This is a genomic window from Achromobacter piechaudii NBRC 102461 (assembly GCF_001571245.1).
Classification (GTDB): domain Bacteria; phylum Pseudomonadota; class Gammaproteobacteria; order Burkholderiales; family Burkholderiaceae_B; genus Achromobacter; species Achromobacter piechaudii.
The window spans coordinates 223,059-244,949 of the sequence record NZ_BCTK01000012.1; the positions used below are offsets into that span (position 1 = coordinate 223,059).

Consider the following 21,891-nt stretch of genomic DNA (forward strand, 5'->3'; position numbering starts at 1 on the left):
TTACTGCATTGACGCGGGCGCGTTGCAGCATGAACAGTCGGGGCCTACGTCACGGCCTGCTGTTCGAGCCTGTTCGAGCATCACTTCGGTCAACGTACCGAAGTGGTCGCACAAGCTTTGCACCCCGCCCATCAACGCCGCAACCGTCCAGGCGTCCAACGGTTGCTCCCCGGTTGCGGCGGGTTCAAATGCGCTATTGCCGACCAAGCGTGCGATAGCCTCAATGGCATGGCGGGTACGATCGATGTGGTGCAGGTGCGCGAGCGGAATGACGCCCAACTCGGGGTCGGTCTCGATAGACCAGGGATTCTGGGTGAGAGGGTGCGATTGCATGCTTGCTCCAAAGACGAGTCAGCCCGCATCCCACTTCCAAATGGGGTGGGCGGGCACGAGACAAGGTTGGAAGACCGGTGTCTTTGGAAACCGGCGTGCGCGAACGCACCCTCGCCAAGGCCCGCCCATAGGGACGTGCAAAGGCGCGCAGACGTGAAAATGCCGCTTGCGCGGCGATCGTCCGCCAAAGACATTGCCGGCTTCCATTCCGGACTACCGTTGGTGCGGTAGTGGCGCGAGTATAGGGCAAGAGTTGACATAAACGGAGACCTATTCCCCATGCGTAGAGCCTCGGTCTTGGGAGGAATACGGTCAGAGATAGCGCGGCAGTTTTCAACTGCGGGCAAAAGCGAGCAGCAAAGGGTAGTCACCCCGGTCCGCCGCACGCAGCGCATTCAGATAGCGGGTGCGTGCTTCGGATGCGTTCACCAGGTTTCCACCGCCCCCCCACGAAAACGGCAACTGCCCAAGACTACGGAGCAGGGCATCGGCCATCATTCGGGCATGCCGTCCGTTGCCGTTGGGGAACGGATGAATCCAAACCAGGTCCCGATGAAAGCGGGCGGCGATTTCATCGGGATGAAACGTTTGATGTTCGATTCCCCAGCGCGTGTTCGCAAGCAGTTGAGCAAGCCGTGTGCTTACCTGCGTCCAGTCGCAACCTATGTTCTTGTCAGACTGGCGAAATGTGCCAGCCCAGGCCCAAGTCTGATCGAACATTTTTAAGTGAAGCGTCCGGCAGAATCCCTCGGTAAGAACGTCCTGCGAACGAACCCGCTTCAACCAACGCACCGCTCGCAAGAGATTCTCTTGCTCCCAATCATTCAAATCGCCTTTAGTGCTCAAGTGCTCGGGGATAAGGCCCGCGCGTTCATCGGGATCGAGCGGTGTCTGTCCATCCTGTTCGTCGAGTTCTAGCGCCATAGATCGGACCATCGGCCACGCAGCAGCTCCTCCGTCCGTCGCTCGACCTGTTTGCGTAGACGCGCATCCGTGGGACGCTGATCTTCAAGGCTCATTGTGTGCGCAACGCCACTGACCTCTTCAAGCGCGATGGCGCGAGCGCGCTCTTGAATCACGTCGGTGAGCGGTTTGCGCGGCACCAAGGCATAGACGAGTTCGCAGTCAAGGCCGTCCGCAAGCTTGCGAAGGTTTCCCAGCGTGATGCGCTCGTCCGCTTCCGCCTGTTCTGCCTTGTGCAAAGTGGGCGCAGCAATGCCCAGCCGCTGGGCCTGCTGCCGTTGATTCAGGCCCAGGGATTCGCGGATCAATTTCAACCAACCATGCGCAGGCGTCTTTTGTGTCAGCAGAGCGGCATAGCGCGCCAGCGTTGCCTGCAATTGTTCTAAGCGCAGTTGATTAAGTTCGGGAGACATTATTAGCCTATAGGCTTGCACAGAGTGCATAAATATTAGCCTATAGTGCAGCAAACAACCAGTTTCTGCTGCACTATAAGGCAGCAGAAATGTGCTTCCGCCCTGCCACGGCGCGCACAAAAGCCAAGGGCCGCCTCTCTGCGGCCCTTGGCTTTACCTCACCATCCGATCAATCAGGCCTTGCGAACCTGGGCGATCAGCGCATCCAGTTGCTTCAGCATCAGGTCGATTTCTTCGGCCGTGACGTTCAGCGCCGGCATGAAGCGCAGCAGGTTGGGGCGCGGGGCGTTCAGCAGCAGGCCCTGCGGGTTTTGATTGCGGGCGGCTTCGACGATGGCCGGGCCGTCGTCGCGGTCCATGATCAGGGCGCGCAACAGGCCCAGGCCGCGTTCGCCCTTCATGCCGTACTTGGCCGACAGCGCCAGCAGGCCTTCGGACAATTGCTTGGCGCGCGCGTTGACGGCGTCCATGAAGCCCGGGGCTGCCAGGGCGTCGAACACGGCCACGCCCACCGCGGTGGTCAGCGGGTTGCCGTTATACGTGCCGCCCTGGTCGCCGTGCGAGAACACGCAGGCGTCCTGACGCGCCAGCAGCGCGGCCAGCGGCACGCCGCCGCCGATGCCCTTGGCCAGCGTCATGATGTCCGGCGTGACGTCGGAATGTTGGTAGGCAAACATCTTGCCGGTGCGGCCCATGCCCGTCTGTACTTCGTCGACGATCAAGAGCAGCTGGTTTTCGTCGGCGAGCTTGCGCAGGCCTTGCATGAACTCCTTGGTGGCGGGGATGACACCGCCTTCGCCTTGCACCGGTTCCAGCATGATGGCGACGGTCTTGTCATCGATCAGCTTCTTCACGGATTCCAGGTCGTTCAATTCGGCCTTGGGGAAGCCTTCGACTTGCGGCGCGAACATCTTGTCCCAGCCCGGCTTGCCCGATGCGGACATCGTGGCCAGCGTGCGGCCGTGGAAGCCGTGGTTCATCGTGATGATCTTGTAGGCGCCGTTCTTCTTGACTTGGCCCCACTTGCGCGCCAGCTTGATGGCGCCTTCGTTGGCTTCGCCGCCGCTGTTGGCGAAGAAGACGCGGTCAAAGCAGGACGCGCCGGTCAGGCGTTGGGCCAGCTCGATCGAGGGGATATTGTAGAACGCCGGCGAGGGGTTCATCAGCTTTTGCGACTGTTCGACCAGCGCGCGCTGCATTTCCGGAGCCGAGTGGCCCAGGGTGTTCACCGCCCAGCCTTGCACGAAATCCAGGTATCGCTTGCCCGCGTGATCCTCCAGCCAGGATCCCTTGCCGCTGACGAACACGAGGTCCGGGCGGGAAGTGATATCCATGAGGGTGTTGACGTTGAACTGGCTGAATTCCATGGCGGTTCCTGCGGGGTGTATGGACTGCGGTGAAGGAGGAACTTCGCGCACTGCGCGCGAAAAGGCAAATGTAGCACCGACAGAGGGATGCTATCGTGACGCACCCCCCGCCGAATCGCCCCGGGCCGCCTCACAAGGGCCGCCGTGTCGGGCGCTCTATTTTATGAGAAGAGGCGCGCCGTTCGCGCGCAGCCGCTTGTCGCTTTTTACTGACCAATCATGAAACGTATTCTTTCCAGTCTTGCCGCCGGCCTGGCGCTGGCGGCGGCCGGCGCGCCAGTGCACGCCGAGTATCCCGAACGCCCCATCCGCCTGATCGTGCCATTCCCGCCCGGACAGGCGACCGACATCTTTGCCCGCGCGCTGGCCGAAAAGCTGGGCGCTGCCGTGAAGCAGCCGATCGTCGTGGAAAACCGCGCCGGCGCAGGCAGCAACATCGGTATGGAGCAGGCCTCGCGCGCCACGCCCGACGGCTACACGCTGGTCATCGCGGGCAGCGCGGCGGCGGTCAACCAGACGCTGTACAAGACCATCAACTACAGCCTGACCAAGGATTTCGCGCCGGTGTCGGGCGTGTTCTCGGTGCCGCTGATGTTCCTGGCCACTCCCGCTTCGGGCATCACGTCGCTGAACCAGCTGGTGACGCAGGCGCGCGCCAATCCGGGCGAACTGGCTTACGCCAGCGCCGGCATCGGCGGCACGCAGCATCTGTCCGCCGAAATGTTCAAGGCGGCGGCCAACATCGATATCCGGCACATCCCGTACAAGGGCAGCGGCCCGGCGCAGGCGGACTTCCTGGGGCACCAGGTGCCGCTGATGGTCGACTCCGTCACGGCGGGCCTGCCGCACGTGCAGAACAAGAAGGCCGTGGCGCTGGCCGTCACGACCGCCAAGCGTCTGCCGCAGTTGCCGGACGTGCCGACGGTGGCTGAATCGGGCTACCCGGGCTTCGAGGCGATTGGCTGGGCCGCCGTGCTGGCCCCGCGCGACACGCCGCCTGAAGTCACCAACTACCTCAGCCGCCAGATCGGCGTGGCGCTGAACACGCCGGAAATGCAGAAATTCCTGCGTGACCGGGGTGCCGAGCCCATGCCGCTGACGCCGCAGGCGACCGGTGCGTTCATTGCCTCGGAAGTCACCAAGTGGGGCAGCGCGGTCAAGCAGTCGGGCGCGCAGGTGGACTGAATTCCGCCTCGAGCTTGAACGGCTCGCCGCACTTCGTCATGCCCAACCCCCGAAGATTGGATCTAGGTCCAACATTCGGGGGTTGGTTCATTTTGGGACGGCTTTTTCATGGGCGGCGCTCGCAATGCGCCCCGCCCAAACCGGTGCAATCCATGCCCGCTTGCGGCGCGTCTGCCGCACCAGAACGGGGCAGAGCGTAACGGCCCGGTCGGCCGTTCCCCGCGCGATGCACCCCGCCCGGAAATGGCACGGAACTTGCTTTTCCAGCTTTGTATACCGAATCGGTGTGCAACGCGTCGGCCCGCCCCGGGCGATGCGCGCTCTGGAGAGTTCCTCATGAACCGTAGAACCCTGCTGTTGTCCCTTTGCACCGCCGCCAGCCTGTTGGCCGCGCCGCTGACGCATGCCGACACCCTGGACGATATCGTCAAGGCCGGCGTCATCAAGATCGCCGTGCCGCAAGATTTTCCGCCATTCGGCTCGGTGGGCAGCGACATGAAGCCTCTGGGCTATGACATCGATACGGCGGCGCTGATCGCCAAGCAATTGGGCGTGAAGCTGGAACTGGTGCCGGTCACCAGCGCCAACCGCGTGCCTTACTTGCAGACCCGCAAGGTCGATCTGGTGATTTCCAGCCTGGGCAAGAATGCGGAACGCGAAAAGGCCATCGACTTTTCCGACGCCTACGCGCCGTTCTTCAATGGCGTGTTCGGCCCGGCAGACCTGAAGGTGTCGTCGGCGGCGGATCTGGCGGGCAAGACCATCGGCGTGACGCGCGGTGCGGTGGAAGACATCGAGCTGTCCAAGATCGCGCCGGCCTCGGCCACGCTCAAGCGCTATGAAGACAACAACGGCACCATCACCGCCTTCCTGTCGGGCCAGGTGCCGATGATCGCCACGGGCAACGTGGTGGCCGCGGCCATCCTGGCGCGCAACCCGCCCAAGAAGCCGGAAACGAAATTCCTCATCAAGAATTCGCCGTGCTACATCGGCATGAACAAGGACGAGCCCAAGCTGCGCGCCAAGGTCAACGACATTCTTGCGGCTGCCAAGCACGATGGATCGCTGTCGGCGATTTCGCAGAAGTGGCTGGGAGCCCCGCTGCCCAAGGACCTGTAAGTTCCGACGGCGGCCATCATGGCTTATCAATACGACTTCGCGTCGGTCTTGGACTACACGCCGGTGCTGATCAAGGGCATCGGCGTCACGGTTGAGCTGATCGCCTTCGGCGCGGTGGCGGGCGTGGCGCTGGGCATTGTCTGCGCCTGGGTCCGCACGCAGGGGCCGCGCTGGTTGCGCGTGCCCGTGACCGCCTATGTCGAGGTGATCCGCAACACGCCATTCCTGATCCAGCTGTTCTTCGTGTTCTTCGGCCTGCCGTCCCTGGGCGTGCAGCTGGGCGAGATGCAGGCGGCATGCCTGGCGATGGCGCTGAACCTGGGCGCGTACAGCACCGAGATCATCCGCGCCGGCATCGACGCCACGCCCAAAGGGCAGTACGAAGCGGGCGCCAGCCTGGCGATGACGCGCTTGCAGGTGTTTCGGCACGTGGTGCTCAAGCCCGCCTTGAAGCGCATCTGGCCGGCCTTGTCCTCGCAGATCGTGATCGTGATGCTGGGCTCGGCGGTGTGTTCGCAGATCGCAGCCGAGGACCTGACCTTCGCGGCCAACTTCATCCAGTCGCGCAATTTCCGCGCGTTCGAGGTGTACCTGGTCACGACCGGCATCTATCTGGTGCTGGCCATCGTCTTGCGCCAATTGCTGCGCATGGCGGGCCGGCGTTTGTTTCGCAAGGCGGCGCGATGATTGAATTTTCAACATGGGACATCGTGCGCAACCTGCTGCTGGCCGCGCGCTGGACGGTGGTGCTGTCGCTGGTGGCGTTCGTGGGCGGCGCGCTGATGGGCGTGCTGGCGCTGATGATGCGCACGTCTCGCGTGGCGCTGATGCGCCGCGTCAGTTGGGCGTACATCGAACTGTTCCAGGGCACTCCGCTGCTGATGCAGTTGTTCCTGGCGTTCTTCGGGTTGTCGCTGCTGGGCGTGGAAGTGCCGCCCTGGCTGGCGGCGGGCGCGGCGCTGACGCTGTGGTCGGGCGCGTTCCTGGCCGAAATCTGGCGCGGCTGCGTGGAGGCGATTCCAAAAGGCCAATGGGAAGCATCCGCCAGCCTGGCGCTGGGCTACGTGCAGCAGATGCGCTACGTGGTGCTGCCCCAGGCGCTGCGTATCGCCATTGCGCCCACCGTGGGCTTTGCCGTGCAGATCGTCAAGAGCACCGCGCTGACCTCCATCATCGGGTTCACCGAGCTGTCCAAGGCCAGCACGGTGATCACCAACGCCACCTTCAGTCCCTTCACCGTCTATGCCTGCGCGGCGCTGATCTACTTCGCGCTGTGCTGGCCCCTGTCGCGCCTCAGCCTCCGGCTGGAAAGGAAGTTGCATGCCCCTCATCGCCCTTGAAGACGTCCGCAAGAAATTCGGCGACAACGAAGTCCTGAAGGGAGTGACGCTACGCGTCGAGCCCGGTGAGGTCATCGCCATCATCGGCAAGAGCGGCTCGGGCAAGAGCACGCTGCTGCGCTGCGTGAACGGGCTGGAGCAGATCGACGGCGGCGCCATCATGGTGGCCGACGCGCAGCTGGGCGACGATGAACTGCGGCTGCGCGCGCTGCGGCTCAAGGTGGGCATGATCTTCCAGCAGTTCAACCTGTTTCCGCACCTGACCGTGGGGCGCAACGTGATGCTCTCGCCCATGGTGGCCAAGCGCATGCCGGAAGCCGAGGCGGCCGACATGGCGCGCGCCATGCTGACGCGCGTGGGGCTGGCGCACAAGTTCGATGCGTGGCCGGAAGAGTTGTCCGGCGGACAGCAGCAACGCGTGGCGATCGCGCGTGCGCTGGCGATGCAGCCGCTTGCCTTGCTGTGCGATGAAATCACATCGGCGCTGGACCCCGAGCTGGTCAACGAAGTGCTGGCGGTGGTGCGCGAGCTGGCAGCCGATGGCATGACGCTGCTGATGGTCACGCACGAAATGCGCTTTGCGCGCGAGGTGTGCGACCGGGTCGTCTTCATGCACCAGGGCCGCGTGCATGAGATCGGCCCGCCCGAGGAATTGTTCGCCGCGCCCGCTACCGCCGAATTGCGTCAATTCCTGGGGATGACGAATCTGGCGCCATAGGGGCGCGCAAGCAGGCGTTCAGCGCGAGAAGCCGCGCGCGGCGATTTCCCAGACGTCTTCTACGACGTCATTGCGCACCACGACCAGGCCGTCGTGCAGGTTGAACGTCGGGTCCACGTGCGAGGGCACCAGACGCAGCACGTCGCCCAGCGCGGGCGCGGTGGCATCGGGCGCAACGCGCACGACGCCGTGTTCGTCGTTAATCGCCGCATAGGTCAGGCCCGCCGTATCGAAGACGGCGGGCGGGCCGCATTCGGCGGTGGTGGACTTCAGGCCTGCGTCCAGGATCACGCGGTCGGGCGCCGGCACGCTCATGACGGTGGACAACAGGAACAGGCTGTTCTGGAATTTCAGCGGACCGTCCCATTCGTTCGCGCCGTAGTCGCCGTCCATGAACGCGTAAGAGCCCGCTTGCAGTTCGGTATAGACGCCGCTTGCCGCGTCGAATTCTGCGCTGCCCGTGCCGCCCCCGGTAATGATGTCGCAAGCGATGCCGCTTTCACGCAGCAGCTGGGCGTACGAGGCCGCGATACGCGCGGCCTGCTTGCAGATCTGCGCGCGCTCCTCACGCGTACGGGCGTGCTGCACCGAGCCGTGATAGGCCTGCAAGCCCACGAACTGCACGCCGGGCAGGTCACGCGCCTGTTGCGCCAGCGCCAGCACCAGCGCATCGTCCGACACGCCGCAGCGGCCTTGGCCGACGTCCACTTCGACCAGCACGTCGATCTGCGCGCCCGCCTGCGTCATGGCTTGCGAGAGCTGCGCCAGGTTGTGGGCGTTATCCACACAGACGCTCATCTTGGCCACGCGCGCCAGCTGGCCCAGCAAGGCAAGCTTGGCAGGCCCGACGACTTCGTTGCTGATGTGGATGTCGTGGATGCCCGCGGCCACGAAAGGCAGCGCCTCGCTGACCTTCTGGCAACAGATGCCACGCGCGCCCAGCGCGAGTTGGCGCCGCGCGATCTCGGGGCATTTGTGCGCCTTGGCGTGCGGCCGCAAGGCCACCTCGTGGCGGTCCGCCCAAGCCTGCATGGCGCGCAGATTGGCTTCGAAGGGCGTCAGGTCCAGCACGAGGCTGGGCGTGTCGACTTGGGCCAACGGATCACCCGGCTGCGCTGGCGGGGGCAGCGCTATGCCGCGTATGACTTCCTGGGACATCGGGTAACTCCGTTATTTGCACCGCAAAGGATGTAACCGTAGGGCCGGACGCATAACCAAACGAAGACCATCCATAACCCCAAGGCTCATCGACCCCCAGGTAAACGATAGCTCCGTAACCATTGGCTACGCATGCCCTGCATGACAGAATTTCACCATAGAAAAGGGGACTCCACGGCGCGCCCGACTCGCGGGCTTTTTGCCCCGATAAAGCGCCTCTGGCAAGGGTAGGCCCGGCGGCAAAAGACGCCTGGAACAATACCCGTCCACGTGGAACACATCAACATCAATCAACACGCTGCACCATCACTCGGAGAAGCTCGAATGAAACTCAAACACTGGATCACCGCCCTGACCGTTGCGGTCGCCGCCGTCGGCGCCACGGGCTCGGCACAGGCCCAACAGTTCTTCCGTATCGGCACGGGCGGCACGGCCGGCACCTACTACCCGATCGGCGGCATCATCGCCAACGCCGTGTCCCAACCGGGCAAGCTCGTCGCTACGGCCGTGGCGTCCAACGGGTCGGTGGCCAACATCAACGGCATCCTGGGCGGCTCCTTTGAAGCCGGCTTCACGCAATCGGACGTGGCGTACTGGGCCTATAGCGGCACGGGCACGTTCGAAGGCAAGCCCAAGGCGCAAGACCTGCGCCTGATCGCAACGCTGTATCCGGAAAGCATCCACCTGGTGACGCGCAAGGGCGCGGGCATCAAGAGCGTGGCCGACCTGAAGGGCAAACGCGTGTCGATGGACGAGCCGGGTTCGGGCACGCTGGTTGACGTGCGCCTGATCCTGGGCGCCTACGGCATGACCGACAAGGACATCAAGGCCGAATACCTCAAGCCGAACCAGGCGGGCGACAAGCTCAAGGACGGCGGGCTGGATGCGTTCTTCTTCGTGGGCGGCGCGCCGGCCGGCGCGATTGCCGAGCTGGCCTCGAGCGGCGCGGGCATCGAGATCGTGCCGCTGGTCGGCCCGGAAATCGATGCGCTGCGCGCCAAGCAGGAATTCTTCACGCCCGACACCATCGCCGCCAACACCTACCAGAACGTGGGCGAAGTGAAGACCATCTCGGTCAACGCGCAAATGGTCACGTCGGCCAAGCTGCCCGAACAGGTCGTGTATGACGTCACCAAGGCGCTGTACAGCGACGCCACGCGCAAGACGCTGGACAACGGCCATGCCAAGGGCAAGCTCATCACGCGCGACAACGCGATCAAGGGCGCCGGCATCCCGTTCCACCCGGGCGCCGAGAAGTTCTACAAGGAAATCGGCCTGTTGAAGTAAGCACGAGCCGTTCTACACACGGCGATACGCCCGCGCGCCCCGAGCGCGCCGGCATTGCGCAGGGCCGCCTAGTGCGGCCCTGTTCGCGGATTCACCTGAGAAATACCCGATGGAAATAGACCACGAAAAGACCCAGCAGCTGGCGGAAAAGTACGATTCCGAAATCCGCTTCCGGCCGCTGGACAAGACCGCCACCTGGATCGTTTCGGGCCTGCTCGTCACGCTTTCGATCTTTCACTACTACACCGCCGGCTTCGGCCTGCTGCGCGAAGCAACCCATCGCGGCGTACACCTGGCGTTTGTGCTGAGCCTGATTTTCCTGGTGTTCGGCTTTTCCAAGTCGCACTATCAGCGCGAGCCCAAGTCCACCTGGTACGCACCGGGCGGCATCCCGCTGTATGACTGGATCATCGCCGTAGCGCTGGCGCTGTCGGTGATGTACATCCCGTACATCTTCGAAGACCTGGCGTTCCGCGTGGGCAATCCGCTGCCCATCGACGTCTTCATGGGCTCCATCCTGCTGATCGGCCTGCTGGAAGCCACGCGCCGCGCCATGGGCTGGCCGCTGCCCATCATCGCCCTGGTGTTCATGGCCTACGCCATGTTCGGTCCGTATTTCCCGGGCCTGCTGCAACACGCGGGCAACACGTGGTCCCAGATCGTCAACCACATGTACCTGACCAGTCAGGGCGTGTACGGCGTGGCGGTCGGCGTGGTGGCGACCTACGTCTTTCACTTCGTGCTGTTCGGCGTGCTGGCCACCCGTATCGGATTGGGCCAGCTGTTCCTGGATGTCGCCTCGACCATCGCCGGGCGTTACGCGGGCGGACCGGCCAAGGTATCGGTGTTCGGCTCGGCCATGTTCGGCATGCTGTCGGGGTCGTCGGTGGCCAACGCGGTCACGGTGGGGTCGCTGACCATTCCGGCCATGATCCGCATCGGCTACCCCCGGCATTTCGCGGCGGGCGTCGAGGCAGCCAGCAGCACGGGCGGCCAGATCACGCCCCCCATCATGGGCGCGGCCGCGTTCCTGATGATCGAATTCCTGGGCATTCCGTATCAGGATATCGCCATCGCGGGCATCTTCCCCGCCTTCCTGTACTTCTTCGGCATGTTCATGCAGGTGCACTTCGAGGCCAAGCGTGAAGGCTTGCGCGGCCTGACGCCCGAAGAAATGCCCAAGCTCAAGCAATCGTTCAAGATGCGCTGGCCGACGCTGATTCCGCTGTTCCTGCTGATCGGCGTGTTGGCCAGCGGCCGCACGCCGTATCTGGCGGCGTTCGCCGGCATTACGGGCTGCATTCTGGTGGGCCTGTTCAATCCGTATCAGCGCCTGCGTCTGCGCGATCTGTACGAAGCCTTCGAGACCGGCGCCAAGTATGCGCTGGCCGTGGGCGCGGCCGCCGGCACCGTGGGCATCGTGATCGGCGTGGTGACGCTGACCGGGGTGGGCTTCAAGGTTTCGTACATCGTGATCTCGGCGGCGCAATCGATTGCCGGCGTGGCCTCGGTCGTGATCCCCGAAGCCATCGCCAACACGCAGTCGCTGACACTGGTGGCGGCGCTGATCATGACGGGCATCGTCTGCATCCTGATGGGCTGCGGCATTCCCACCACCGCCAACTACCTGATCATGGTGGCGGTGGCCGCGCCTACGCTCGTGCAGTTGGGCGTGCAACCGATCGCGGCGCACTTCTTCGTGTTCTATTTCGGCATCCTGGCGGACATCACGCCCCCGGTGGCGCTGGCAGCCTACGCGGCGGCGGGCATGGCGGGCAGTGATCCGTTCAAGACCGGCAACACGGCGTTCAGGCTGGGGATCACCAAGCTGATCGTTCCCTTCGTGTTCGTGTTCTCGCCGTCGCTGCTGATTTCGGTGCAGGGCTTCACCTGGCAGGACTTCTTCGTGACGCTGATCGGCTGCATGGTGGGTCTGGTGCTGCTGTCGGCGGCGTTCTCGCGCTACATGCTTGTCGGCATGAAGAGCTGGGAGCGTTGGTTGTGCACGCTGGGCGCGCTGCTCACGATCCTGCCGGGCATTGCCAGCGGGTTGATCGGCCTGGCCATTTGCATCCCGGTGTTCATCCGGCAGATGACGCAGCTCAAACTGGAAAGCGCGGCCAAGGCGGCATAGCGCGGTCCCGTCGCGGCGATCTGGCCGCAGATAAAAACAGGGGCGGACCTTTGGTGTCCGCCCCTGTTTTCTTTTGCGCAATCATGCATTCTGGCAGCAAATACGGGCAGAATGGGGGCCGTCCACGACAGGGTGACGCCATACAACATTCCGCCTTTTCGCCGGTTGCCCGGCTAAATAAATCAGCGTAAAGTAAAATTCATGTTTGCTGGTCTGCCGATATGCGGGCCGACTGTGCAAACAGGCACAACACTGCGCCATATGTTCGATATCCTGGTTTATCTGTTCGAGAATTACTACACGCCGCAAGCCTGTCCTGCGGCCGATGTGCTCGCAAAGCGGCTAGCCGCCGCCGGCTTCGAGCACGAAGACATCGACGACGCCCTCGGCTGGCTGTATGGCTTGGCCGAGACCACCGAACGATGTGTCGACCTCGCTCAGGCTCCCAACACCGGAACCCGGATCTACACCGACAACGAATACAGCCAGCTCGGCTCCGAATCCATCGGCTTCATCGCCTTCCTGGAATCGGCCGGCGTGCTGCCGGCGCCCCTGCGAGAAATCGTCATCGATCGAGGCCTGGCTTCGCCCGAAACGCCCGTGCCGCTTTCCAAGATCAAGATCATCGCCCTCATGGTTCTCTGGAGCCAGGAAGCCGAGATCGACAACCTGGTCCTGGAAGAGCTGCTGGACGAAGAGGGCGTGCGGCTGTTGCATTGACACGGCGCTCAGGCTGTTTGCTGTTGCTGTGACGTACGTAGGCCGATTCGCCCCCAGCCCCAGCGGCCCGCTACATGCGGGTTCGCTGGTGGCCGCGCTTGCCAGTTGGCTGGATGCGCGCGCCCAAAATGGGCGCTGGCTGTTGCGCATGGAAGACGTAGACACCCCGCGCACCGTGGCGGGGGCCGCCGACACCATCATGTCGCAACTGACCGCGCTGGGCCTGCACTGGGACGGCGAGGTCATGTGGCAATCGCAGCGCAACGCCGCCTACCAATCCGCATTTGACTCGCTCGCCGCGCGTGGCTTGATCTACGGCTGCGGCTGCACCCGTCGCGAAATCACCGACTCCGCGTTGCGGGGCCAGACCGCGCCCGGCATGGACGGCGAGCGTCCCTACCCAGGCACGTGCCGCCACGGCTTACCGCCAGGCCGCCAGGCGCGCGCGTGGCGATTGCGCGTGCCGCCGGGCGTCGAACACTTTGAAGACAGATGGCTCGGCCCGCAAACACAGGACGTGGCGACGGCCGTAGGCGACTTCGCCTTACGCCGCGCCGACGGTTTGTGGGCGTATCAATTGGCGGTGGTCGTGGACGATGCGGAACAGGGCGTGACGGACGTGGTGCGCGGGGCGGACCTGCTCAGTTCCACGGCGCGCCAACGCGTGCTGGGCCGCCTGCTGGGCGCACCGCCGCTGCGTTACCTGCATGTGCCGTTGATCCTGGACATCGATAGCGGCCTGAAGCTGTCCAAGCAAAATGGTGCGCCCGCAATCGATACCGGCTCACCGCTAGCCGCGCTGCAAAGCGCCTGGCGCAACCTGGGATTCGCGCCCATCGCCGCCGACCGCCCAGCCGATTTCCTGTCGGCAGCCACCGCGCACTGGGCGCGGCGCTTTCCGCTGCCAGCCGTCGCCGGCTGACGCGCTACAGCGGCTGGAGATCTTCGCCCAGCATCCGCACCAGCAAGGCCTCGCCATTGTCGGCGACCCGCAGTTCGCCATACCGCGCCACTTCGTAGCGCTTGGCCTCGCCCTCCGGAAAGAACCAGGCGTTGGTCACGATGCGCACGCCGCGATCGCGGACGCGGTACCGCAACGGCACTTCGCCCGGCGCTTTCGGCTGCACGTCCGGCTGGATGCGCAGCGCCGTGGCGACGCCGCGCGCATCAGGTTGCAGCATCACGTAGCCGTCGGGTTCGACGCCCATCAGGGAATCGTCATCGACCGGGCGATCGCCCCCCAGCCGCAAGCGGGTGATATCGCGGCTGGCCGCGAAATTCAGCGCCATGTAGTCGCCCTGCATCAATGAGCGGGGGTCCACGGGCGCCAACTCCAGGATCACGACCTTGCCGGTCGCCAGCAGCTTCTCGCGCTGCCAGATGCCGCCGTTGGCCACCACCAGCACCAGTGCCAGTCCGCCCAGGATGGCCAGCGTGCGCCAGCGCAGCGGACCTGACACCGGAGGCAGCGGCGCGCGCCGGTCGGGCGATTGCGTGCGCATCAGGCGCGGCACCAGCCAGACCAGGCCGCGCAGCACGAACAGCAGCAGCGCACCACCGCCCAGCCACAGGGCCTTTTGCAGCAGTGGCACCTCAAGCTGGTAGTAATAGACGCCCAGATACACCAGCAGGCTCAACACGCCGAAAATGACCAGGCGCAGTTGGTTCAATCCAAAACCCAGCAGCAGCCAGGCCAGCGCAAACCCGACGCCCGGGCTGGGCAGCCAGAACAACGCCAGCGCCAGCAAGGCCAGGGGCACGCCCCAGGTGACGCCTGCCGTCAACACGTGGCGGCGCGGCCAGAGCACTGCCATCGCTGCTGCCGCCGGAAGCAGAGCACCCGCCACCACCAGGAACGCGCCCTGGGGATTGAGCTGCCACATGGCCGGCAAGTTCAGGGCCGAGATACCGCCCGCCAGCCACACCATGCCCTGCACGGACAAGAGGAAAGCCCAGGCCAGCGGCTCCAGCGCGTGGCCGCGCTTGCCGCCCATGCGATGGCTCCAGGTCAGGATGACCGCCGTGGACCACGCGCCGATGACGGCAATGGGCAACCAGACGAAGCCCGCGCGGTTCGGATCGAAGTACAGCCAGGCATCCAGCAGATCGTCGCTCAACAGGTCGGGCGAGAGCACGCGCCAGATCAGGGCGGCGCCGGCCTGCGCGATCAGCAGGCCCGAAAGAAAGCGCAGGATCACGTCGGGACCCAGCGCGTAGACCACCGCCGCCATCAGCAGCACGAACAAGCACGCGCTGGTGAACGAGGTGGAGCTGGCAAGGCCGTAGATAAGAAGCAGCTGGCCGGTGAAAGCCATCGCGGTGCCGCATTGGCGCCAGAATGGGCCGGCGTCGCTGCGCAGCACCGCCACGCCCGCGCCGCATAGCACCAGGCCGGCCACGAGCGCGCTCTCGTCGGTCGTGACGATGTTGGAGAACGCCACGAACACCAGCAACAGCAAGGTCGCCAGCCAGGCGCTCAGGCCAAGCAGGCATTGCACGTACCAAGGCGGTTCGGCATGCGGCTTGGCGGCGGGGGCCAGTTGCGCCACCGGCGTGCCGGCGTCGCCCGATTCCACCGCGTTACCCGCCGAGGCGGCGGCGGGTTCGGCGTCCGCCGTCACGATGGGGGTCGCCGGTTCGGCCGCCAGCTTGCGCAGCCAGCGCGCGGCCAGGACGGCCTCGGCCATGAGCAGGGCGGCCAGCGGCAGCGCCGCCCACACGCCGGGCTCCAGCCGCAGCAGCCATTCGCCCACCACCCGCAGCGAGACGCAGATGACGCCCGCCGCCAGCATGGCCAGGATGATCAGGTCGCGCCGCCCACGCTGATAGAAAAAGCCCAGGCCCAGCGTCGCGGCGACCCAGGCGATGCCATTGAGCGATCCGACGTTGCGTCCGATGAAGTCGCCGAACATCAGCGACACCACCAGGGTGCTGATGACGATGGCGGCCAGGACGCGGGGACCAATCAGCGTGCTGGCCCGCCAGCGGCGCGCCGCCAGTTCCCAGCCCAGCAGCAAGGTCAGGTTGAGCGCCGCCATGATGAGATTGGGCAGGCCCGAGCCGTCATAGAGGGCATACCAGGTGAACACCCGTTCGCCCAGCCACAATGCGGCGGCAACGTTCAGCACCAGCACCCACAATAGCCACACGGCCTGGCTGGCCGAAGCCAGCGCCCACGGCAGCAGCAGAACCGCCCACCAGGCGAACAATTCCCAGGTATCGGCGCCAGTCTGGTAAGTTTGACCCAATAACGCGAGCAAGGCGCCCAGCAGGATGCCGGCCAATGCCAGAAGCGCGCCGGGGATGCTGCGCCGCACGCCGGGCGAGGCGCGAAGGCGCAAACCGGCCCATGCCGCGGCAAGCGCCGATATCGCCAGCAAACCTTGCGTGCCGGCAAAGCGCTGCACTTTTGTCATGTCCTGCCAGTTGGCGGCGACCCAGCAAATTGCAGCGCTGCCCAGCAGCAAAACACCTAGCCACAAGGTGCTTCGCGCCAAAAATTGACGCCAAGCGTGCAGTTCGGATCCCGCTTGTCTTTCAGTGCCGACTTGCATCTGGCGAATCTCCGATCTTATTATCCGCGCTACTAAGGCGGGACTACCGCCACTGGATACACATGAATAAAACGCTGATTATTGCCGAGAAGCCCTCGGTGGCCCTTGATATATCACGCGCCTTGGGAGGCTTCGCGCGCGAGGGCGACTATTTTGAAAGCGAACGTTACGTCCTGGCGTCCAGCATTGGCCACTTGTTGAGCTTGGTCGCGCCCAATGATCCGGTCAAGGGAAAGTGGAGCTTCACGCACCTGCCCGTGATTCCGCCGGAATTCGAACTGGGCCCCACTGACAAGAAGTCGGCCGAACGTCTGAAGCTGCTGGTCCGCCTGGCCAAGCGCAAGGACGTGGACTCGATCATCAACGCCTGTGACGCCGGACGCGAAGGCGAACTGATCTTCCGCTACATCATTCAGTATGCGGGCGTGAAAAAGCCGATTCAGCGTCTGTGGCTGCAATCGATGACGCAGGCCGCCATCCGCGAAGCCTTCGCCAACCTGCGCGACGACTCGCAGCTGAAGCCGCTGGAAGCGGCCGCCCGTTCGCGCGCCGAGGCCGACTGGCTGGTGGGCATCAACGGCACGCGCGCCATGACCGCCTTCAACAGCAAGGACGGCGGCTTCTTCAAGACGCCGGTGGGCCGCGTGCAGACGCCGACGCTGGCCATCGTGGCCGAACGCGAAGAGCGCATCCGTCGTTTCGTGCCGCGCGACTACTGGGAAGTGCGCGCGACCTTCATCGCCGCCGCCGGCCTTTACGAAGGCCGCTGGATCGACCCGCAATTCAAGAAAGATGACCGCGACCCCGAAAAACGCGAGTCGCGCCTGTGGTCGGCCGCCGCCGCGCAAAGCGTGGTTGCCGCCTGCCGCGAGCAGCCGGGCAGCGTTACCGAGGAATCCAAGCCGTCGACCCAGATGTCGCCGGCCCTGTACGACCTGACCTCGCTCCAGCGCGAAGCCAACGGCCGTTTCGGCTTTTCCGCCAAGACCACGCTGGCGCTGGCGCAGACCTTGTACGAACGCCACAAGGCGCTGACCTATCCGCGTACCGACTCGCGCTATCTGCCCGAGGACTACATCACCACGGTGCAGGAGACGATGCGCGCGCTGGCCAAGGGCGGTTCGAACGCCGTCGGCGGCCTGTCGCGCCACGCCGATACCGTCGTCAGCCAGCAATGGGTGAAGCCGAACCGCCGCATCTTCGACAACAAGAAGGTGTCGGATCACTTTGCCATCATCCCCACGCTGCAAATTCCGCATGACCTGAGCGAAGCCGAGGCCAAGCTGTACGACCTGGTGCTCAAGCGCTTCCTGGCCGTGTTCTTCCCGGCCGCCGAATACCGCGTCACCACCCGCCTGACCGAAGTGCAGGGGCACCGCTTCCGCACCGACGGCAAGGTGCTGGTCACCCCGGGCTGGCTCGCCGTGTACGGCAAGGAAGCCCAGGGCGAAGACGCCAACCTGGTGCCGGTTGCCGATGGCGAAACCGTGCGCACGGAAGACGTGGAAGCCGTCGGCCTGTCCACCAAGCCGCCCGCCCGCTTCAACGAAGGCACGTTGCTGTCCGCCATGGAAGGCGCGGGCAAGCTGGTGGACGACGAAGAGCTGCGCGAAGCCATGTCCGAGCGCGGCCTGGGCACGCCGGCCACGCGCGCCGCCATCATCGAAGGCCTGCTCAACGAGGTCTACCTGCGCCGCGAAGGCCGCGACCTGGTGCCCACCGCCAAGGCGCGCCAGTTGATGACGCTGCTGTCGGGCCTGGACGTGACCGAACTGACTTCGCCCGAACTGACGGGCGAGTGGGAACACAAGCTCAAGCAGATCGAGCAGGGCGGCCTGGGCCGCGAGGCGTTCATGCGCGAAATCGCGCAGATGACGCAGGTCATCGTCAAGCGCGCCAAGGAATACGAGCGCGACACGGTGCCCGGCGACTACGCCACCTTGCAGACGCCGTGCCCCAAGTGCGGCGCGGTGGTGAAGGAAAACTACCGCCGCTTTGCCTGCACCGCCTGCGATTTCTCGATCGGCAAGCACCCGGGCGGCCGCACGTTCGAGCTGCCCGAAGTCGAAGAGCTGCTGGCCAAGCGCGAGATCGGTCCGCTGCAAGGCTTCATCAGCAAGATGGGTCGGCCGTTCGCGGCCATCCTGCGCATCAGTGACGAATACAAGCTGGAATTCGACTTCGGCCAGAACGACGAAGACGATGCCGAAGCGGTGGACTTCTCCGGCCACACGCCGGTGGGCGCCTGCCCCAAGTGCCAATCGCGCGTATTCGAACACGGCATGAGCTACGTGTGCGAGAAGTCGGTCGGTCCCGAAAAGACCTGCGACTTCCGTTCGGGCAAGGTCATCCTGCAACAGGAGATCTCGGCCGAGCAGATGGGCAAGCTGCTGTCCGCGGGCCGCACCGACCTGCTCGAAGGCTTTGTGTCCAGCCGCACCAACCGCAAGTTCAAGGCGTTCCTGGTGCGTCAGCCCGACGGCAAGATCGGCTTCGAATTCGAGCCGCGTCCTGAAAAACCGGGCCGCGCGCCGTCCAAGACCGCTGCAAAAACCGCGACCAAGACGGCCGCCAAGAAGGCGCCAGCCAAGAAGGCTGCGGTGAAGAAAGCCGCGACCAAGACCGCCACGAAAACGGCCACCAAGACGGCAAGCAAAACCGCCGTCAAGAAAGCCGTGAAGAAGGCCGCGCCCAAGAAGACCGCCGCGTAAAGGGTCACGGCATGGGGGGCCGGCCGCAAGCCCGGCCCCGCCCATCGCCGCCTTGAGCGCCATCATCCCGATACGCACCAACGCCCGGACAAGCCGGGCGTTTTCCATTGTTGGACGGCAGGCGCTGGGGTATTGTTTACGCCAAACAGCTGCAACCAAAACCACGACGAGGACGACATGACCGCTAGTTCCCGCTTTACCACTCGCCGCCGCGTGCTGGCGGCCGCCGGGTCCCTGGCCGGCATCGCCTTGCTGGACGGACGCGTCGCGTTCGCCCAACCCAAGCTGGGCCGCGTCGTCTACGGGCAAGGCAGCATCGACCCTTTTTTCGCGGCCGGCTATGTGGCGCTCAAGAAGGGCTATTTCGGTGAAGGCGGGCTGGAAGTCGAGTACCTGAATTCGCAAAGCGGCCCGCGCACCAACCAGTTGCTGGCGGCCGGCCAGATCGTATTTGGCGCTACCGCCGCCACCGCCGCGCCCGCGCTGACCATTGCCGGCAAGGCCGCCACGCTGGTGTTCGGCTTTGACCGCAAGCTGACCTACGCCAACGTCATCGTGCGCCGCGAAGACTACGACAGCGGCAAGATCAAATCGCTGAAAGACCTCGCAGGCAAGCGCGTCGGCGCCACGCAGCCACAGTCCAGCACCTGGCTGATGGCGCTCTACCTGATGCAGAAGGCCGGCGTGGCCGACAAGGTGGACATCCGCCCGCTGGGCGATCTGGCCACGATGCTGGGCGCGCTCAAGACCGGCTCGGTATCGGCCAGCATGGCCACGATGTCCATGATGGAACAGGCGCGCCAGGAAGGCTGGGGCGTACCGATATTCGACGCCACCACCGAAAGTTCGTGGAACGAATTCATGGGCGGCGACGTCCCCGGCATCGCCGCGCTGACGCTGCAAGACACCATCCAGAAGCGGCCCGAAGTGGTGCAGGCCTTCGTGACCGCGATGGTCAAGGCGCAGGACTTCATCACCGCCAACTCGGCATCCGGCATCACCGACGTCATCTACGACGACTACCTCAGCGCGTTCCCGCGCGCCGCCATTGAAAAGACGCTGGGCGTCTACAAGGACACGGTGTTCTTGAAAGACAACATCATCACCGAAGACGCCTACAACCGCATGACGGCCATCATGGGCGATGGCCGCCAGTTCTCGAACGACGAAATCAAGACCGTGCCCTACGCCAAGTGTGTCGACATGAGCTTCGTGCGCAAAGCGCGGGGCCTTTGATGATCACGCTGGACAAGGTCGGCAAGGCGTACCAGTCGCGCCAGGGCACGACGCATGCGGTGGGCGAAGTCAGCCTGACCATCGAAGCGGGCGAATTCGTCTCCATCGTCGGTCCTTCGGGCTGCGGCAAGAGCACGCTCTTGAACATGATCGCGGGCTTTCTGCGCCCCACCACGGGAGCCATCCACGTCGACGGCCGCCTGGTCGATGGGCAGGTGCCGCCCGCGCTGGGCTACATCTTTCAGAAGGACACGCTGCTCCCCTGGTTCAGCGTCAAGAAGAACGTGGCGCTGGGACTGAAATTCCAGGGCGTGGCGCCTGACCGGATCGAGCGCCGGGTGGCCGAACTGCTTGAGCTCGGCCACCTGACCGACTTCGCCAACGCCTATCCCCACCAGCTCTCGGGCGGCATGCGGCGGCGCGTGGCGCTGTTGATGAGCCTGGCCGTCGAGCCGCGCATCCTGCTGCTGGACGAACCCTTCGGCGCGCTGGACACGCACACCAAGACGCACCTGCATCGGGAACTCATGGAGATCTGGCGCAAGCTGGGCCAGACCATCGTGATGGTCACGCACGACCTGGACGAAGCCATCCTGCTGTCGGACCGCGTGGTGGTGCTGTCCGGCCCGCCCAGCCGCGTACTGCTCGATGAGCGCATCCGCATTCCGCATCCGCGCGACGTCTTCACGCTGCGCGAAACGCCGCAATTCGTTGCCCACGTACAAAGCCTGTGGAGCGTGCTGGGCCAGCAGTTCCGCGCCGCCGCCTGACGCTTACGCCTCCATGATGTCGACTGAAACTTCCGATTCCTTGCAGGACCAGCTGCGGCTGGACCGCCGCGCCGGCATCAAGCGCCGGCTGCGCATCACCTTGTGGCAAGTGCTGATACTTGCCGTCATCCTGGGCTCCTGGGAAACGCTGACGCGCATTCCGTGGTTCACGCAGAACACCTTGTTCGACCCCTTCTTCATCAGCCAGCCTTCGCGCGTGGCGGTGCGGCTGTGGGAATGGCTACAGCCCGGGCCGCGCTCGGTCTGGCCGCACCTGTGGCTGACCTTGCAGGCGACGATGGTGGGGCTGGTGGTGGGCGTGGGCAGCGGCTTCATCGTCGGCATGACCCTTAGCCGCAGCCGCTTCCTGGCCGATGTGTTCAACCCTTTCATCGTGGCGTTCAACTCGATGCCGCGCATCGCGTTCGTGCCGCTCATCACCATGTTCTTCGGCCTGGGGCTGGCGTCCAAGGTGGTGACGTCGTGGTTCGTGGTGTTCTTCCTGGTGTTCTTCAACACCTACAAGGGCGGCCGCAGCGTCGAGCGCGAATTGGTGGACTTCTGCCGTACGCTGGGCGCCTCGCCGCGCCAGATCCTGTGGCGCGTGCGCATACCCACGGCGGCGGCCTGGACCTTCGCCGCGTTACCCAACGCGATCAGCTTCGCGCTGATCGGCGTGGTGCTGGCCGAATTCGTCGGGTCCACCACCGGCATGGGCTATCTGATGATCACCGCGCTGGCCACCCTGAACGCCACCGACATGTTCGCCGCCGTGACCTTGTTGTCCATCGTCGGCATCGCGCTGGTTTATTGTGTGACCTGGCTTGAACGGCGGCTGCTGCACTGGGCGCCGGAATTCAGGGAATGACCATGGAAAAATCGG

General features: G+C 64.7%; 19 protein-coding genes. 13 read left to right on the forward strand and 6 right to left on the reverse strand.

All coding sequences use genetic code 11. From position 1 onward, the window contains the following. From API01S_RS22460 to API01S_RS22475, 4 genes are all read right to left on the reverse strand, one after another. Positions 1–333: a hypothetical protein gene (locus API01S_RS22460; protein WP_050728309.1), complete on the reverse strand. Its 333-nt coding sequence runs from the start codon at positions 331–333 to the stop codon at positions 1–3. 333 nt (positions 334–666) lie between these two features. Further along, positions 667–1,257 (reverse strand): mobile mystery protein B, encoded by a 591-nt coding sequence (locus tag API01S_RS22465; protein ID WP_061306189.1) that lies wholly within the window; start codon positions 1,255–1,257, stop codon positions 667–669. Continuing rightward, the gene (locus API01S_RS22470; RefSeq protein WP_006216722.1) at positions 1,248–1,709 is read right to left on the reverse strand and encodes a mobile mystery protein A; all 462 of its coding nucleotides are present in this window, start codon (positions 1,707–1,709) and stop codon (positions 1,248–1,250) included. Before API01S_RS22470 ends, API01S_RS22465 begins: the two co-directional genes overlap by 10 nt. 173 nt (positions 1,710–1,882) lie before the next feature. Then, positions 1,883–3,076: an acetylornithine transaminase gene (locus tag API01S_RS22475; RefSeq protein WP_006216721.1), complete on the reverse strand. Its 1,194-nt coding sequence runs from the start codon at positions 3,074–3,076 to the stop codon at positions 1,883–1,885. Positions 3,077–3,295: 219 nt separating this feature from the next. On the opposite strand from API01S_RS22475, the gene API01S_RS22480 reads away from it, so the two are divergent. The 5 genes from API01S_RS22480 (at position 3,296) to API01S_RS22500 (ending at position 7,438) form a co-directional block, all read left to right on the forward strand. After that, complete coding sequence (locus API01S_RS22480; RefSeq protein WP_006216720.1) at positions 3,296–4,261, forward strand: Bug family tripartite tricarboxylate transporter substrate binding protein; 966 nt, start codon at positions 3,296–3,298, stop codon at positions 4,259–4,261. A gap of 336 nt (positions 4,262–4,597) precedes the next feature. Then, positions 4,598–5,380 carry a transporter substrate-binding domain-containing protein gene (locus tag API01S_RS22485; RefSeq protein ID WP_006216718.1) on the forward strand — a complete coding sequence of 261 codons (783 nt, stop codon included), beginning with the start codon at positions 4,598–4,600 and terminating at the stop codon, positions 5,378–5,380. 18 nt (positions 5,381–5,398) lie between these two features. Next, the gene (locus tag API01S_RS22490) at positions 5,399–6,067 is read left to right on the forward strand and encodes an amino acid ABC transporter permease (protein WP_006216717.1); all 669 of its coding nucleotides are present in this window, start codon (positions 5,399–5,401) and stop codon (positions 6,065–6,067) included. Further along, positions 6,064–6,720, forward strand: coding sequence for an amino acid ABC transporter permease (locus API01S_RS22495; protein WP_050728311.1), 657 nt, complete (start codon positions 6,064–6,066; stop codon positions 6,718–6,720). The genes API01S_RS22490 and API01S_RS22495 overlap by 4 nt, the downstream gene beginning before the upstream one ends. Continuing rightward, positions 6,701–7,438 (forward strand): amino acid ABC transporter ATP-binding protein, encoded by a 738-nt coding sequence (locus API01S_RS22500; protein ID WP_006216714.1) that lies wholly within the window; start codon positions 6,701–6,703, stop codon positions 7,436–7,438. The genes API01S_RS22495 and API01S_RS22500 overlap by 20 nt, the downstream gene beginning before the upstream one ends. Before the next feature lie 18 nt (positions 7,439–7,456). On the opposite strand, the gene API01S_RS22505 is transcribed toward API01S_RS22500, so the two are convergent. After that, positions 7,457–8,596: a DSD1 family PLP-dependent enzyme gene (locus API01S_RS22505; protein ID WP_050728312.1), complete on the reverse strand. Its 1,140-nt coding sequence runs from the start codon at positions 8,594–8,596 to the stop codon at positions 7,457–7,459. 324 nt (positions 8,597–8,920) lie between these two features. On the opposite strand from API01S_RS22505, the gene API01S_RS22510 reads away from it, so the two are divergent. From API01S_RS22510 to gluQRS, 4 genes are all read left to right on the forward strand, one after another. Beyond that, a complete protein-coding gene (locus tag API01S_RS22510) occupies positions 8,921–9,883 on the forward strand; it encodes a TAXI family TRAP transporter solute-binding subunit (RefSeq protein ID WP_006216711.1) in 963 nt (320 codons plus the stop codon). Positions 9,884–9,992: 109 nt separating this feature from the next. Continuing rightward, the gene (locus API01S_RS22515; RefSeq protein ID WP_006216710.1) at positions 9,993–12,017 is read left to right on the forward strand and encodes a TRAP transporter permease; all 2,025 of its coding nucleotides are present in this window, start codon (positions 9,993–9,995) and stop codon (positions 12,015–12,017) included. Between the two features lie 261 nt (positions 12,018–12,278). Then, the gene (locus API01S_RS22520) at positions 12,279–12,737 is read left to right on the forward strand and encodes a Smg family protein (protein ID WP_006216709.1); all 459 of its coding nucleotides are present in this window, start codon (positions 12,279–12,281) and stop codon (positions 12,735–12,737) included. A gap of 28 nt (positions 12,738–12,765) precedes the next feature. Continuing rightward, positions 12,766–13,659, forward strand: coding sequence for a tRNA glutamyl-Q(34) synthetase GluQRS (gene gluQRS / locus API01S_RS22525; protein ID WP_061306190.1), 894 nt, complete (start codon positions 12,766–12,768; stop codon positions 13,657–13,659). A gap of 4 nt (positions 13,660–13,663) precedes the next feature. Here gluQRS and API01S_RS22530 read toward each other — a convergent pair whose 3' ends face one another. Then, entirely contained in the window at positions 13,664–16,291 is a 2,628-nt protein-coding gene (locus tag API01S_RS22530) for a GDYXXLXY domain-containing protein (protein ID WP_061306191.1), read from the reverse strand. A gap of 62 nt (positions 16,292–16,353) precedes the next feature. Here API01S_RS22530 and API01S_RS22535 point away from each other — a divergent pair, with 62 nt between their 5' ends. The 4 genes from API01S_RS22535 to API01S_RS22550 all read left to right on the forward strand — a co-directional run bounded on the left by API01S_RS22535 (position 16,354) and on the right by API01S_RS22550 (position 21,876). Continuing rightward, positions 16,354–19,002, forward strand: a complete 2,649-nt coding sequence (locus API01S_RS22535) for a DNA topoisomerase III (protein WP_050728315.1) — start codon at positions 16,354–16,356, stop codon at positions 19,000–19,002. A gap of 177 nt (positions 19,003–19,179) precedes the next feature. After that, on the forward strand, positions 19,180–20,238 hold the full coding sequence (locus API01S_RS22540) for an ABC transporter substrate-binding protein (protein ID WP_006216704.1): 1,059 nt from the start codon (positions 19,180–19,182) through the stop codon (positions 20,236–20,238). Beyond that, positions 20,238–21,008: an ABC transporter ATP-binding protein gene (locus API01S_RS22545; protein WP_050728316.1), complete on the forward strand. Its 771-nt coding sequence runs from the start codon at positions 20,238–20,240 to the stop codon at positions 21,006–21,008. Before API01S_RS22540 ends, API01S_RS22545 begins: the two co-directional genes overlap by 1 nt. 13 nt (positions 21,009–21,021) lie before the next feature. After that, the gene (locus API01S_RS22550; RefSeq protein WP_050728317.1) at positions 21,022–21,876 is read left to right on the forward strand and encodes an ABC transporter permease; all 855 of its coding nucleotides are present in this window, start codon (positions 21,022–21,024) and stop codon (positions 21,874–21,876) included. The last annotated feature ends 15 nt before the right edge of the window (positions 21,877–21,891 follow it).

Coding starts and splice junctions, on each gene's coding strand:
- API01S_RS22535 (WP_050728315.1), top strand. CDS start 16,354: ATGAATAAAACGCTGATTATTGCCGAGAAGCCCTCGGTGGCCCTTGAT.
- API01S_RS22460 (WP_050728309.1), bottom strand. CDS start 333: ATGCAATCGCACCCTCTCACCCAGAATCCCTGGTCTATCGAGACCGAC.
- API01S_RS22490 (WP_006216717.1), top strand. CDS start 5,399: ATGGCTTATCAATACGACTTCGCGTCGGTCTTGGACTACACGCCGGTG.
- API01S_RS22515 (WP_006216710.1), top strand. CDS start 9,993: ATGGAAATAGACCACGAAAAGACCCAGCAGCTGGCGGAAAAGTACGAT.
- API01S_RS22465 (WP_061306189.1), bottom strand. CDS start 1,257: ATGGCGCTAGAACTCGACGAACAGGATGGACAGACACCGCTCGATCCC.
- API01S_RS22475 (WP_006216721.1), bottom strand. CDS start 3,076: ATGGAATTCAGCCAGTTCAACGTCAACACCCTCATGGATATCACTTCC.
- API01S_RS22500 (WP_006216714.1), top strand. CDS start 6,701: ATGCCCCTCATCGCCCTTGAAGACGTCCGCAAGAAATTCGGCGACAAC.
- API01S_RS22485 (WP_006216718.1), top strand. CDS start 4,598: ATGAACCGTAGAACCCTGCTGTTGTCCCTTTGCACCGCCGCCAGCCTG.
- API01S_RS22550 (WP_050728317.1), top strand. CDS start 21,022: ATGATGTCGACTGAAACTTCCGATTCCTTGCAGGACCAGCTGCGGCTG.
- API01S_RS22470 (WP_006216722.1), bottom strand. CDS start 1,709: ATGTCTCCCGAACTTAATCAACTGCGCTTAGAACAATTGCAGGCAACG.
- API01S_RS22540 (WP_006216704.1), top strand. CDS start 19,180: ATGACCGCTAGTTCCCGCTTTACCACTCGCCGCCGCGTGCTGGCGGCC.
- API01S_RS22530 (WP_061306191.1), bottom strand. CDS start 16,291: ATGCAAGTCGGCACTGAAAGACAAGCGGGATCCGAACTGCACGCTTGG.
- API01S_RS22510 (WP_006216711.1), top strand. CDS start 8,921: ATGAAACTCAAACACTGGATCACCGCCCTGACCGTTGCGGTCGCCGCC.
- API01S_RS22495 (WP_050728311.1), top strand. CDS start 6,064: ATGATTGAATTTTCAACATGGGACATCGTGCGCAACCTGCTGCTGGCC.
- API01S_RS22505 (WP_050728312.1), bottom strand. CDS start 8,596: ATGTCCCAGGAAGTCATACGCGGCATAGCGCTGCCCCCGCCAGCGCAG.
- API01S_RS22520 (WP_006216709.1), top strand. CDS start 12,279: ATGTTCGATATCCTGGTTTATCTGTTCGAGAATTACTACACGCCGCAA.
- API01S_RS22545 (WP_050728316.1), top strand. CDS start 20,238: ATGATCACGCTGGACAAGGTCGGCAAGGCGTACCAGTCGCGCCAGGGC.
- API01S_RS22480 (WP_006216720.1), top strand. CDS start 3,296: ATGAAACGTATTCTTTCCAGTCTTGCCGCCGGCCTGGCGCTGGCGGCG.